This is a genomic window from Hydrogenophaga sp. PAMC20947, assembly GCF_004795855.1.
Taxonomy (GTDB): domain Bacteria; phylum Pseudomonadota; class Gammaproteobacteria; order Burkholderiales; family Burkholderiaceae_C; genus Hydrogenophaga.
On the sequence record NZ_CP039252.1, the window covers coordinates 3,993,947 to 4,008,232 of the forward strand.

General features: G+C 63.7%; 9 protein-coding genes. 5 read left to right on the top strand and 4 right to left on the bottom strand.

Annotated features, from left to right (window positions below; all coding sequences use genetic code 11):
* Positions 1-140 precede the first annotated feature (140 nt).
* Both E5678_RS18245 and E5678_RS18250 read right to left on the bottom strand, forming a co-directional pair.
* On the bottom strand, positions 141-716 hold the full coding sequence (locus E5678_RS18245) for a hypothetical protein (protein ID WP_136179849.1): 576 nt from the start codon (positions 714-716) through the stop codon (positions 141-143).
* A 200-nt stretch (positions 717-916) separates the two neighbouring features.
* A complete protein-coding gene (locus tag E5678_RS18250; RefSeq protein ID WP_136179850.1) occupies positions 917-1,426 on the bottom strand; it encodes an Lrp/AsnC family transcriptional regulator in 510 nt (169 codons plus the stop codon).
* Between the two features lie 180 nt (positions 1,427-1,606).
* Here E5678_RS18250 and E5678_RS18255 point away from each other — a divergent pair, with 180 nt between their 5' ends.
* The 5 genes from E5678_RS18255 to E5678_RS18275 all read left to right on the top strand — a co-directional run bounded on the left by E5678_RS18255 (position 1,607) and on the right by E5678_RS18275 (position 11,547).
* Complete coding sequence (locus E5678_RS18255; protein ID WP_136179851.1) at positions 1,607-5,206, top strand: indolepyruvate ferredoxin oxidoreductase family protein; 3,600 nt, start codon at positions 1,607-1,609, stop codon at positions 5,204-5,206.
* A gap of 312 nt (positions 5,207-5,518) precedes the next feature.
* Complete coding sequence (gene yajC, locus E5678_RS18260) at positions 5,519-5,839, top strand: preprotein translocase subunit YajC (protein ID WP_136179852.1); 321 nt, start codon at positions 5,519-5,521, stop codon at positions 5,837-5,839.
* Between the two features lie 187 nt (positions 5,840-6,026).
* On the top strand, positions 6,027-7,913 hold the full coding sequence (secD, locus tag E5678_RS18265; RefSeq protein ID WP_136179853.1) for a protein translocase subunit SecD: 1,887 nt from the start codon (positions 6,027-6,029) through the stop codon (positions 7,911-7,913).
* 45 nt (positions 7,914-7,958) lie between these two features.
* The gene (gene secF, locus E5678_RS18270; protein ID WP_136179854.1) at positions 7,959-8,921 is read left to right on the top strand and encodes a protein translocase subunit SecF; all 963 of its coding nucleotides are present in this window, start codon (positions 7,959-7,961) and stop codon (positions 8,919-8,921) included.
* 94 nt (positions 8,922-9,015) lie between these two features.
* Complete coding sequence (locus tag E5678_RS18275; protein ID WP_136179855.1) at positions 9,016-11,547, top strand: DUF1631 family protein; 2,532 nt, start codon at positions 9,016-9,018, stop codon at positions 11,545-11,547.
* Between the two features lie 305 nt (positions 11,548-11,852).
* Here E5678_RS18275 and dprA read toward each other — a convergent pair whose 3' ends face one another.
* Both dprA and E5678_RS18285 read right to left on the bottom strand, forming a co-directional pair.
* On the bottom strand, positions 11,853-12,968 hold the full coding sequence (gene dprA / locus E5678_RS18280) for a DNA-processing protein DprA (RefSeq protein ID WP_136180855.1): 1,116 nt from the start codon (positions 12,966-12,968) through the stop codon (positions 11,853-11,855).
* A 5-nt stretch (positions 12,969-12,973) separates the two neighbouring features.
* A complete protein-coding gene (locus E5678_RS18285; protein WP_136179856.1) occupies positions 12,974-14,254 on the bottom strand; it encodes a LysM domain-containing protein in 1,281 nt (426 codons plus the stop codon).
* Between the last annotated feature and the right edge of the window lie 32 nt (positions 14,255-14,286).

The window sequence follows — 14,286 nt, forward strand, 5'->3', positions numbered from 1 at the left end:
ATGCCAAGAAAAAGGCAGGGCATCAGCGGCAAGCGCTCAGCAAAAAGGGCCGTTGCGAACAACGGCCCTTTTCAAAAATGGCCCCCTTTTCGAGGGGGTTGGCTCGGCCGATGGCCGGGCTTGTGCGCTACAGCGCAGGCTCAGGGCATGGTGGCGGTGTAGGTCACGGTACCGTTGTAGGTGCCGGAGGCGGGCACGGTGTTGTTGGCGTAGCTGTACTTCCAGGTGGTCTGGTGGAGCGTGACCTTGCTGCCCGAGGAGATTGTGGGTTTGGCGGATCCCCCCACGGCTGGCACGTCGAAGTTGGTGGCGTCATCGGACTTTGCGATGATTTCGGCCCAAGGGATGGTGTCGCCAGTGGTGGCGCCCACCAAGCCCTCCACATTCGAGCCCACCGCACCAATTTCGATCTGGCCGTTGTTGCCCAAGACCTTGACGCTGACGTTTTGAGCGGTCGATGCCGTCTTGTTGCCCAGGGTGGCGGCGGCGGCGGCGCTGGCGTAGTTGAAGGTCAGCATGTCGACCTTGGTGTTTCTGGCGAAACCGCTGGCGCCGGTGCCCACGGCCAGGAACAGCACGCGTGGCACAACCACACGGAAGTCAAGTTTGGCGGCGGCGTTGCCGTTGCCGATCACGAGGCGCGATTCGGCCGAAGCGAGCAGGGGGGCGGCCAGGGCCAGGGCAATTGCGGTGTTGAGAATGAGGGCTTTTTTCACGACGTTTCCTTTAGGACTTTTTTTGTAGCGTGCCTGAGTACCTATGTACCCTGCATCGCCGTTTTCTGATGGCCCAAGCTTATGGAAAGTTCAACATTGCTGCAATGCAGCGAAGAGAAAAAAGTCACGTTTATCAACGACTTGGAGCCGATTGTTGCCTCGGCGGTCACATTCCGGGGATAAGCGGTGTCAAAAAAGACTCAAGTTTTGCGGCCACTTGCCGTGGGTAGTGCTTTGGGCAGCAAATGCCCCAGCGGCAAAGCCCCCGCCGCCTTCACTTCGCCCAGCGAAAAGCTGGTGTGCAGGTCTTTCACGTTGGGCAGGTTGATCAGCACATCGCGGGCGAACTGGCTGAAGGTGTTGAGATCGCTGCTGACCACCTGCAGCTCGAAGGTGCCGGTGCCGCTGATGTAGTGGCAGCTGGTGACCTCGGGCAGGCGGCGGATGGCTTCTTCCAGCTTGCCCAGCAATTCACCCGAGTTTTGCGCGGCATCGAGCCGCACAAAGGCCAGCACATCGAGGCCGATTTTGTGGCGGTCGATCTCGGCGCGGTAGCCGCGGATGAAGCCCGCTTCTTCCAGCGCACGCACCCGGCGCCAGCAGGGCGCGGCCGACAGGCCCACGCGCTGCGCAAGCTCGGCGTTGGTCAGCCGCCCGTTTTGTTGCAGTTCGTTCAGAATGATGCGGTCAAACTTGTCGAGTGTTTCCATGGTGGCCTGATTCTAGAAAGAATCTTGCGTAGAAGGGGATTTAAAGGGCATGAAAAGCAAACACCTGTCAGCGCCCGGGTCATACACTGTGCGGCACACTGGAACAGGCCGACGCCGCCCGTGACCCCGTGAAAAAGAGAACCGCCCACAAAGCGGACCCCCGACCTTGGAGACATCACGATGAACGCCCCTCTGCCCGAACACATTCGCCGCGCCCTGGAAACGGTGACGCTGGACGACAAATACTCGCTTGACCACGGTCGGGCTTTCATGAGCGGGGTGCAGGCGCTGGTGAAGCTGCCCATGCTGCAGCGCCAGCGCGATGCCTTGCAGGGCAAGAACACGGCGGGCTTCATCAGCGGCTACCGGGGCTCGCCGCTGGGGGGTTACGACCAGGCCTTGCAAAAGGCCGAGCCTTTTCTCAAGGCGCAAAACATCGTCTTCCAGCCGGGTGTGAACGAAGAGCTGGCGGCCACGGCTTTGTGGGGCACGCAGCAGCTGGGTTTTGCGCCCGAGGGCTCAAACAGGTTCGACGGCGTGTTTGGCATCTGGTACGGCAAGGGCCCCGGGGTTGACCGCTGCTCGGATGTGTTCAAACACGCCAACATGGCGGGCACCACGCCTTGGGGCGGTGTGATCGCGGTGGCCGGTGACGACCACATTTCCAAGAGCTCGACGGCGGCCCACCAGAGCGACCACATTTTCAAAGCCTGCGGCTTGCCGGTGTTTTTCCCGTCGACCGTGCAAGACATTCTGGATCTCGGCATTCATGCCATCGCCATGAGCCGCTTCAGCGGCGTGTGGGCGGGGCTGAAGACGATCCAGGAGATCGTCGAATCAAGCGCCACGGCCGAGATCGACCCGAACCGGGTGAAGATCGTGGTCCCCGAATTCGACATGCCGCCCGGGGGCGTGCACATCCGCTGGCCCGACCACGCACTGGAACAGGAAGCGCGCCTGTTCGACTACAAGTGGTACGCCGCGCTGGCCTACATCCGCGCCAACAAGCTCAACCACAACGTGATCTCGGGGCCGAACGACCGCTTTGGTGTGATCGCCAGCGGCAAGGCCTACAACGACACGCGCCAGGCGCTGCTCGATCTGGGCCTGGACGACGCCACCTGCCAGCGCATTGGCCTGCGCCTGCACAAGGTCAATGTGGTGTGGCCGCTCGAGGCGCAGACCACGCGGGAATTTGCCGAGGGCTTGCGCGAAATTCTGGTGGTGGAAGAAAAACGCCAGGTCATCGAATACCAGATCAAGGAAGAGCTCTACAACTGGCGCGGCGATGTGCGTCCCCTGGTGTTGGGCAAGTTCGACGAGGTCGACGGTGATTTTACCGGTGGCGAATGGAGCATGCCCAACCCCAGCGCCCACCACCTGCTGCGCGCCAACGCCGATCTGAACCCGGCCATCATTGCCCGTGCGATCGCCAAGCGCTTGCGCAAACTGGGGGTGCCCGACGATGTGCAGGCGCGCATCGATTCGCAGCTGGCGATTCTGACGGCGCAGGAGCAGTCGATGCAGACGCTGCTGACCGTGGGTGTGCCCGGCGCCGAGCGCCAGCCCTGGTTTTGTTCGGGCTGCCCGCACAACACCAGCACCAAAGTGCCCGAGGGCTCGCGCGCCATGGCCGGCATTGGCTGCCATTTCATGACGATCTGGATGGACCGCGCCACGGTGGGCTTCACGCAGATGGGCGGCGAGGGCGTGCCCTGGATCGGGCAGCAGCCGTTCAGCAACGAGAAGCACATGTTCGCCAACCTGGGCGACGGCACCTATTTCCACAGCGGCATTCTGGCGATCCGCCAGAGCATCGCTGCGGGCGTGAACATCACCTACAAGATTCTCTACAACGACGCCGTGGCCATGACGGGCGGCCAGCAGGTGGGCGAGCGAGAAGAGGGCCACAGCGTGGTGCAGATCGCGCAGAGCATGCGCGCCGAAGGGGCGGTGAAGATCATCATCGTGACCGACGAGCCCGAGAAGTACGACGGCGTGAGCGGCCTGCCCAGTGGCATCGCGATCCAGCACCGCGACACGCTGGAAGCCGTGCAGCTTGAATTCCGCGAGATCAAGGGCACCACGGTCATCATTTACGACCAGACCTGCGCCACCGAAAAGCGCCGCCGCCGCAAGCGCGGCACGATGGTTGAGCCCACCGAGCGCGTGATCATCAACGAGCTGGTGTGTGAGGGTTGTGGCGATTGCGGTGTGCAGTCCAACTGCCTGAGCGTGGAGCCGCTGGAGACCGAATTCGGCCGCAAGCGCACCATCAACCAGAGCAGCTGCAACAAGGACTTCTCTTGCGTCAAAGGCTTCTGCCCGAGCTTTGTCACCGTTGACGGCGGCAGCCTGCGCAAGAAGAAAAAGGGCGACGCCGCCACCGAATGGACCGGCGGCGATCTGCCCGAGCCGACCCTGCCTGTGCTGAAGGCCGAGGCCTGGGGCGTGATCGTGGCGGGCGTGGGTGGCACGGGGGTCATCACCATTGGCCAGCTGCTGGGCATGGCCGCCCACCTGGAAGGCAAGGGCATCGTCACGCAAGACGCGGCGGGCCTGGCCCAAAAGGGCGGCGCCACCTGGAGCCATGTGCTGATCGGCGCCAGGCAGGACGACATCCGCACCACCCGCGTGGGCTCGGCTTCGGCCGATCTGGTGATCGGCTGCGACCCGATCGTGGCGGCCCACAAAGACACCTGGCAACGCCTGCGCGCCGGGCGCAGCCATGTGGCGCTGAACGCCAATGCGTCGCCCACGGCGGCCTTTGTGACCAACCCCGACTGGCAGAACCCGGCGCAGGCCTGCGTGGACACGCTGGTGAGCAACCTGGGCGGCGACGCGGTGGGTGTGGTGAACGCCGAGATGGCGGCTTCGAAGCTGATGGGCGACGGCATTTACACCAACCCCATGATGCTGGGCTACGCCTGGCAACGCGGCTGGGTGCCGCTGGGTTTTGTGGCGCTGATGCGGGCGATCGAGCTCAACGGCGTGCAGGTGGCGAACAACAAGACGGCCTTTGAATGGGGCCGCCGCGCTGCGCACGATCCCAAGGGTTTTGCGGCTTTGCTGACCGGTGGCGGCGCGCAGGTGATCCAGTTCAAGCCCCGCGAGACGGTGGCCACGGTGATCGAGCGCCGGGTGGCGTTTCTCACCGACTACCAGAATGCGGCTTACGCGGCCGAGTACCAGCACTTTGTGGACCGCGTGCGCAAGGCCGAGGCGCCGCTGGGCAAATCGGACTTGACCATGGCGGTGGCCCGCTACCTCTTCAAGCTCATGGCCTACAAGGACGAGTACGAAGTGGCCCGCCTGCACAGCGACAAAGCCTTCCACGACCGCATTGCCAGCCAGTTTGAGGGCGACTTCAAGCTGCGCGTGCACCTGGCGCCGCCGCTGCTGGCCAAGAAAAACGCCAAGGGCGAGCTGATCAAGCAGAAGTACGGCCCGTTCATGTTCACGGCCTTTGGCTGGATGGCGAAGTTCAAGGGCCTGCGGGGCACAGCGCTGGATGTGTTTGGCTACACCGAAGAGCGCCGCACCGAGCGCGCCCTGATTGGTGAATACCGAACCGCCATCGAAGCCTTGTTGCTCGATCTGGACGCCGACAACTACACCTTGGCGCTGGAGATCGGGCGTTTGCCCGACCAGATCAAGGGCTTTGGCCATGTGAAAGAGCGCAACCTGGCTGCGGTGCGCAGCCGCTGGGCTGAATTGCAGGCGCGCTGGGCAGCGGGTGACGTGGCGGCGCCTGCGCCGGTGGCGGCCAACGCGCGGTAATCCGCAGCAAGGCGGCGCCCCGGGCTTCGTTCGGGCGCGCCCGCCCGAGGCCGCGCGCATCGGGGGTTGTGCCGCGCTTTCTGGGCCCTGGCGTTCTGAAACCGGGTTTGCACTGCAGCTGTCGAAGCCTTTCCACGGGCACAGCCCGAGCGTTGGTGTACCCGTGGGTCAGGTGCCTTCAAAAGCGCCTCGGCACGCAACGAGGGCGCGACATACAATGACCGGTTGTGTCCTGCGTGTGCGGGTGGCCTGGTTTCGGGCTGCTGCGCTGTGGGCCTTTACTGAAACAACCGATCCCGTTGGAGAATTTCCGTGTTCATTTCCTCTGCTTTTGCTCAAGCCGCTACCGGTGGCGATACCCAGTCCACCATCATGGGCCTGCTGCCTTTGGTGCTGATGTTCGTGGTGTTGTACTTCGTGATGATCCGTCCCCAGATGAAGCGCCAGAAAGAGCACAAAGCCATGGTGGCAGCCCTGGCCAAAGGCGACGAAGTCGTCACAGCGGGTGGTTTCCTCGGCAAGGTCTCCAAAATTGGTGAAACCTATGTGGGCGTGGAGCTGGCTTCTGGCGTGGAAGTGCAGATGCAGCGTTCGGCCGTGACCCAGGTGTTGCCAAAGGGCACGATTAAGTAAGCCCACCCCCGCGCCGCGCCTGCGGCGCGTCACCCCCTCCAGGGGGCGGTGCTGGCAGCCCGGCAAAGCCGGTTCTGCGGCACCCTGGGTTGAACCCCTCTCGAGCTGCCTGGCAGTTGAATTGAACCGAACTTGTTCGCCGCGCTCTGAGTTTCATGTGTGCTCTTGCGCCGAAAGCGTCTGATTTATGAACCGATACCCTCTGTGGAAATACGTGATCATCGTGGTCGCCTTGTTGATCGGGGCGATTTACGCCCTGCCCAACCTGTTTGGCGAATCGCCGGCGGTTCAGGTGTCGGCGGGCCGGACCACGGTTCGGGTGGACAGCTCCACCGTGACGCAGGTCGAGCAGGCGCTGGCCGCGGCCAAGGTGACGCCAACGATGATCCAGTTTGAGGGCACCTCGGTTCGGGCCCGTTTCGAGACCACCGACGATCAGATCAAGGCGCGCGACGCGATCGAGCAAGCGCTCAATCCCGATCCGGCCAACCCCACCCACATCGTGGCGCTGAGCCTGTTGTCGCGCACGCCCGCCTGGCTGCAGTCCCTGGGCGCTTCGCCCATGTACCTGGGCCTGGATTTGCGCGGTGGCGTGCATTTCATGTTGCAAGTGGACTTGCCCGCAGCGCTGCAGCGCCGCATGGATGTGCTGGGCGCCGATCTGCGCTCGGCTCTGCGCGAGAAAAACGTGCGCCACGGCGGCATTGCCCGCAACGGCAGCAGCATCGAAGTGCGCGCCCGCGACGCCGAAACACTGGAGGCCGCGCGCGGCGTGGTGCAAGACCAGTTCCCCGATCTGGCGGTGGGCGACGCCCCAGCCGACGGCGATCTGCGCCTGGTGCTCAACCTCAAGCCGGCAGCGGCCAAGGCCGTGCAAGATCAGGCGCTCAAGCAAAACATCACCACCCTGCACAACCGGATCAACGAGCTGGGCGTGTCCGAGCCGGTGATCCAGCAGCAGGGGACCGACCGCATCGTGGTGCAGTTGCCGGGCGTGCAAGACACGGCCAAGGCCAAAGACATTCTGGGTCGCACCGCCACGCTGGAAATGCGCCTGTCCGATGAAAGCACCGAAGGCCGCGCGGCGGCCGACGGCTCGGGCCCGGTGCCGTTTGGTTCCGACAGTTTCCCCATGCGCGATGGCCGTGCAGCCATTGTGAAAAAGCAGGTGCTCACTACCGGTGAAAACCTCACCGATGCTCAGGCCGGCTTCGATTCGCGTGACCAACAACCCAGTGTGACCTTGGTGATGGACGCGGCGGGCGGGCGCATCATGCGCGACGTGAGCCGCGAGAACATCAACAAGGGCATGGCCATCATCTTGTTTGAAAAAGGCAAGGGCGAAGCCATTTCGGTGGCCACCATCCGGGGTGAGCTGGGCAACCGCTTCCAGATTTCGGGCAGCATGGGCATCAACGAAGCCAACGATCTGGCGCTGCTGCTCCGCGCCGGCTCGCTGGCCGCGCCCATGGAGATCATCGAAGAGCGCACCATCGGCCCCAGCCTGGGTGCCGACAACATCGCCAAGGGCATCAACAGCGTGATGTGGGGCTTTGCGGTGATCGTGCTCTTCATGTGCAGCTACTACATGCTGTTCGGCGCGTTTTCCAGCCTGGCGCTGGGCCTGAACCTGTTGCTGCTGGTGGCGGTGCTGTCCATGCTGCAAGCCACCCTGACCTTGCCGGGTATTGCGGCCATGGCGCTGGCGCTGGGCATGGCCATCGACTCCAACGTGCTGATCAACGAGCGCGTGCGCGAAGAACTGCGCAATGGCGCCGCGCCCCAATCGGCGATCAACGCCGGCTACGAACACGCCTGGGGCACGATCCTTGACTCCAACATCACGACGCTGATCGCCGGCGTGGCCCTGCTGACCTTTGGTTCGGGCCCGGTGCGCGGTTTTGCCATGGTGCACTGCATCGGAATTTTGACCAGCATGTTCTCCAGCGTGGTCTTCTCGCGCGGCCTGGTGAACTTCTGGTACGGCCGTCAGAAGAAGCTCAAATCGGTGTCCATTGGCACGGTCTGGCGTGCGGGCGGTAGCGCCACCACCCCGGCTGTCAAAGGCGAATAAGCCAACCGGCGCACGGATCCCCCGCGAACACGCAGGAACACACACATGGAATTCTTCCGCATTCAACGCGATATCCCGTTCATGAAGCACGCCTTGGTGCTGAACGCGATTTCTGCCATCACCTTCTTCGCCGCCGTGATCTTCCTGGTGTTGCGCGGCCTCAACCTGTCGGTGGAGTTCACCGGCGGTACCGTCATGGAAGTGGCCTACGAGCAGCCCGCCGACCTGGGCGCGGTGCGCCAGGTGGTGGAGTCGCTGGGCTATGCCGAAGTGCCGGTGCAGAACTTCGGAACATCCCGGGACGTCTTGCTGCGCCTGCCGATCCAGCCCGGCAAGAGCTCGGGCCAGCAAAGCGAGACGGTGTTGGCCGCGCTCAAGGTACAAAACCCGGCGGTGGAGCTGCGCCGCTCCGAGTTTGTGGGCCCGCAGGTGGGGCAGGAGCTGGTGCAAGACGGGCTGAAAGCGCTGGCGATGGTGATCATCGGCATCATGATCTACCTCGCCATCCGCTTTGAATGGAAGTACGCGGTCTCGGCCATCATCGCCAACTTGCACGATGTGGTGATCATCCTGGGCTTCTTTGCTTTCTTCCAGTGGGAGTTTTCGCTCGCGGTGCTGGCCGCCGTTTTGGCGGTGCTGGGCTACTCGGTCAACGAATCTGTGGTGATTTTTGATCGGATTCGTGAGAGTTTTCGCCGACACCGCAAAAAGACCACGCCCCAGATCATTGACAACGCCATTACGTCGACCATCAGCCGTACCATCATCACGCACGGTTCGACGCAGATCATGGTGCTGTCGATGTTGCTTTTTGGTGGCCCGACACTGCACTACTTTGCGTTGGCCCTGACCATTGGTATCCTGTTTGGCATCTACTCTTCGGTGTTTGTTGCGGCCGCCATCGCCATGTGGCTGGGCATCAAGCGCGAAGACCTGATCAAGACCTCCTCCACGGTGGCGGTGGTCGAGGGTGAAGCTGATGACCCCAACAAGGGTGCCGTGGTCTGACCGTTGTGCAAGGGATCACCGATTTCAATCCCCCGGGGAAAACACCCGGGCGGGTATCGGTGAATTGAGTTCTTTCGTGTCATACTGATTCACCGTGTCATCAACCGACCAGCATGTCTCCTCTCTGGCCAAACAGGCGCGTGAACTCTTTGTTGTTCACGTTGGTCGATCGTTGCCGGAACTGGTCAAGGCTTGCGAAGCCCAACTGACTTCGCTGCTGGACCAGGCCGGGCCCGCCAAAGATATGCAGGACCGGCGGGACACCTGGATGGCGTTCCAGAAAAACCAGACCACCTGGCTCAACCAGTCAAGAAAAGCCCTGCAGCGCACGCTGCTGCCCCGCTTCGGCAATTCAGGCACCAGCGGTTCCGTGCCCGGCCGGCTGGAGTTGCTCGCCGAAGGTGTGATCGACGACCAGATCCTGGCCTCGCGCCTGGCCATGCGGATCCTGGAAAAATCGTCCACCGAACTCAACGATCTGCGCTTGCGCGTGCAACACCTGGAAAAACGCCAGGAACTGCCCCGCGGCGATGTGCTGTTGCCCGATGTGGTTTCGCGCATCCTGATTGATCAGTGGCTCGATGTGCAGTTGACCCGGGACGGCTGGTTGCTGGTGCAGGACGCGCTGGTGCCGAAGTTGTCCGTCAAGATGCTCGAGGGCTACAAGGCGGCCAACGAATTCCTCGTGTCCAGCGGCGTCATGAAAGAAATTGACCTGCAAGCCTTGGTGAAACGCGCCCCGGGGAGCCGGTCTGCGCCGGCGGCCGCCCCGCGGGACAAACAGAACACGCCTGCAGACACCGGTGCTGATCAAGATTCGGGTGGCTATGGTGGCCACAGCGGTGGCGGTTCCCCGGGTGGGAGCTACGGATCATCCGCTGGCGGTGCTCAAGCACGCGGTGGCCAAAGTGGCGCAGCCGGGGCCCGTCAGGCGCCCGGTCGCGACCAGGGGGCTGGCTATGGGCAGCCGAGCCGTTCCTCTGGCCATCCGTCGTCTACCGACCATGGGTCCTTCGGCTCTGAGAGCTTGTCGGGGCAATCGGTCCGCGGAAACCGGGGCAACAGCTCCAGCATGGGTGTGCACGAAGAAACGCGCCTCATGACCCATTCTTCGCCACTGGCGCGCGCGCGCCAGCGCGCCCAGGGCGTGGTGGGGCGCCTCAAGCGCATGCTGATGGACAAGGTGGGCGGTGACTTTGAAGCCACGCAGCTCATGGAGCCTTCGCCGCAGCTGCAGCAGGCCATACAGCGCATGGGTCCCGTGGTGCGCAGCGATTCGGGCTTGCCCCACAGCTCCAGCGCGGCCGCCGAGCCCGGCATCATCGATAACAGCCACGTTGAGCGCACGGCAACGGCTTTGCGCCAGCGCACGGTCGAACTCAAGCAGGCGGCGAGCACCACTTCCGAGAAGGCCACCATCGAAATCGTGGCCCTCATGTTTCAAAGCATCCTGGCCGAAGAGCGCATTCCGCCAAGCGTGCGGGTGTGGTTTGCGCGCCTGCAGATTCCGGTGTTGCGCGTTGCGCTCGCCGAGCCTGAATTTTTCAGTGCCTTGCAGCACCCGGCGCGCCGCCTGATCGACCGCATGGGTTCGTGCGTGATGGGGTTCGAGTCCAGCGTGGGATCCCAGGCGCTTGAAGCGGAGATCAAACGGGTGGTGCAGGTGATCGAGCAATACCCGGAAACGGGTCGGCGCGTGTTCCAGCTGGTGTACGACGAGTTTCAGAAATTCCTCTCAACCTATCTCAGCGGCCAAGGCAGCGCCGGTCGTTTTGTGACGGTCGCCCAGCAGATCGAGCAGAAGGAAACGCTGTCGGTTCAGTACACCATCGAGCTGCGCAAACTGCTCGATGATGTACCGGTGCGCGACGAGGTGCGCGAGTTCCTGTTCAAGGTCTGGGTTGAGGTGCTGGCGGTGGCCAGCGTCAAGTACGGCTTGAAGCACGAAGAGACGGCCTCCCTCAAGAAGGTGGCTTCCGAGTTGCTGTGGGCGGCCAGCGCCAAGCCCCACCGAAGTGACCGTGCGCGCGTGATCCAGCAGCTGCCCAGCTTGTTGCAGCGCTTGCGCCAGGGCATGAACCTGCTGGGGTATCCGCCGGGTTTGCAAGATCAGCACATCAAGTCGGTGAGTGACACCCTGGCCGACGCCTTCATGTCGCGCGCCGAAACCATCTCCCAGGAAAGCCTGGATCAGCTGGCCAACCGCCTGGCCCATCTGGAAGAGTACATGCCCGAGGGCGGCGTGGGCGATCTGGATCTGGACAACGAGAGCATCGAGATGATCACCGGCGTGGACGCCAACAACATCGAGGTGATCAAGGTGGGCGGCAGCCAGCCCAATGAGGCCATGCGCGCCTGGGCTGTGGAGCTGCAGATCGGGGCCTGGTTTGGTCTGGATCACAACGGCAAGCTCAACAACGTGCAGCTGGCCTGGCGCAGCGATCGCGGGCAGTTGTACATGTTTGTCACCAACATCGGTCGCTGTTTCCTCATTCAGGCCACCCGCGTGGCGGCGTATTTGCAGGCCGGTTTGCTGGTGCCGACCGAGGACGAGTCGCTCACGGTGCGCGCCACGCGCGACGCGCTGGCCAAGCTTGAGGCGAATCCTGAGCGCTTGTTGAATTAGGCTCCCCCCCATCGCTGCTCACTGCGTGTGTGGCTCCGCCCCTCGAGGGGCAACGCTGGACGGCCGGCAAAGCCGGACCATCGGCCTGAACTGGGACCACCCCCATCGCCACTCACTGCGTGTGTGGCTCCGCCCCTCAAGGGGCAACGCTGGACGGCCGGCAAAGCCGGACCATCGGCGTTCTGGGCTTTGGGGACACTGCGCTCCGGAGGTGTATTTCCTACCCCCATCGCCGCTCACTGCGGGTGTGGCTCCGCCCTTCGTGGATTTTGACTTGACCGTGGCTGGCGAGGCCGGGGGGAGGCTCAGCCTTGGTTCAGGCGCTGGAACAGGCCGCCGGGCAGGCGGGCGACTTGGCCGTCGAGTTCCAGCTCCAGCAGCTGGGCTTGCAAGTCTGGGGTGGGCAGGCCGGTGCGGGCTTGCAGGGCGTCCAGGCTCACCGGGTCGTGGCCCAGGGCTGTCAGCAGGCTGCTTTCTTCGGCGGGGTGGTCTTCTTCGCTGGTTGCCGCTGCGGGGGTGCGCCGAACCGGGCCGCTGTCCCATTGCAGGTCTTCCAGGATGTCTTGTGCCGATTCCACCAGCTTGGCGCCTTGGCGGATCAGGGCGTGGCAGCCGCGGGACTGGGGCGCGTGGATGGAGCCTGGAATGGCGAAGACATCGCGGCCTTGCTCGGCGGCCAGGCGGGCTGTGATCAGGGAGCCCGACTGCACGGCGGCTTCGACCACCAGGGTGCCTTGCGCCAGACCCGCGATGATGCGGTTGCGTTGCGGAAAGTGGGCAGGCAAGGGCGGTGTGCCCAAGGGGTATTCACTGATGAGGGCGCCGCCTTGCGAGGCGATGCGGTGGGCGAGATCCAGGTGGCGTTTGGGGTAGACGCGGTCCAGGCCCGTTCCGACGACGGCCAGGGTGGGCGCCCCAGCCTCCAGGGCGCCTTCGTGCGCCGCACCATCCACGCCCAGCGCCAGGCCGGAGACGATGCACAAACCGGCCTCGCCCATGGCTCGGGCGAATTGGTGGGCGTTGGCCTGGCCTTGGGGCGTGGGGTTGCGGCTGCCCACCACGGCGAGTTTCTGGCGGTGGCTCAGTGCGCGCAAATCCCCCAGCACATAGAGCATGAGCGGGGGATCCGCCATTTCCAGCAATTCAGGGGGGTACGAGGCATCGCCCAGTGCGATCACGTGGTGATCGGGGGATGCGGCCAGCCAGGCAGCCAGCCGCTCCCGGGCCTCGGGCCAATCTTCGGGGGCTTGTTGCAGCGCCGAACCGAGCCGCTCACCCACGACGGCCTGCAAGGCCGCCGCCGGTTGCTCAAAAATGGCTTCGGGCGATCCAAAGGCCGCCAGCAAACGCCGCGCGGTTTCGTTGCCGACGCCGCGCGTCAGCAGGAGTCTGAGCCAGGCGCCCTGTTCGGCACTGACCACGAGGGTCAAGGATTGACGAAGCGATCGCCGATCTTGACGCCATCGTTGATTTGTAGCACCAACGCGTAGGAAACCTTGTCAAAGGTGCGGAACACCATCATCAGGCCGTTGCGTTCACCTGGCAGGCGCACCTTGGGCCGGCTGTCGTCGGTCTTGTCGGTGACGAGGTTGGTGTCGCGCAGCAAGGCGAAGACGTTGCCGTTGGACACGCCGTGCTCGAGGCCCCGGTTGATGGAAACGACCTGGTTCTGAGCGGCATAGAGCACCGCGTTGCCGTACACCGACACGATGCGGCCATCGATGGGCAGCGCGGGCGCACTGGGAACGTAGTTGCTGAATTCCCGTGGTGGCTCGGGCAACAAGCGATCGCCGACGCGCATTTCTTCTTTGGCGCGAACGATGTCGATGGTGGCGGGCACGATTTCAGTTTTGGGGGCCTCCACTTGCGCGGTGGGCTTGTAGTCGCCTTTGCCAATCGTCTCGGGTGGCATTTCGACGTTCCGGCGGGATTCGTCTCGCACGATATAAGCGCCGCCCACATATTGCGCTTCGTAGCCCAACACTTCCCCGGTGCCGGGGTCTTTCAGTGGCGTGGCATTGCGGAACACCCGGTACTGGCGAGGCTGGCCTTTGGCTGTGCTGAGGGGTTCGCCCTCGCCGTTGGGTCCGTAGAGCGAGCGGGCATAGGCGCGATCACCCGCCGTGAGCAGCACCCGGTTCTCTGGCGTGGCCACGATGCGGGGTGCGCGCGCGAAGGTGTCCTCGTCCACGATCATGGGCTCGGTCAGGAAGGCTTCGATGGCCTGCATGGAAACGGCCGGGATGGCCGAGTCGGACAGGCTTTCCGAGCGAATGCGCGGTGACACGCGCACTTCGGTGGGGGCACCGTCGGGGCGCTTGGTCGTCAGACGGGCGCGACCATTGCTGGTGTCGAGGAACAATTCCTGACCGGGGTAGATCCGGTGGGGGTTTTTGATGTCGTCGAGGTTCATGCCCCAGAGGTCGGGCCAGCGCCATGGGCTCTTGAGGAAGAGGCCGGAGATGGCCCAGAGGGTGTCGCCGCGCTTGACCTTGTAGCTGGCCGGCGCATTGGACGCCAGCTCAGACAATGGAACGCCCGCTTCGGCCACCTGGGTGGCGCGGTCGCGCTGACCTTTGGTGATGGGGTAGTTTTGCGCCCAAACGCTACCACTGGCCAAGGCGCCGAGCAGCAAAACGGCCCCTGCGAGTGGTCGCAGGTGGTGCCGAGAAAGGGATGGATTGGTGCAGCTGGTATTCAATGGCATGTAATGGCCCCCGGGCAAGCACCTGCCTCCAA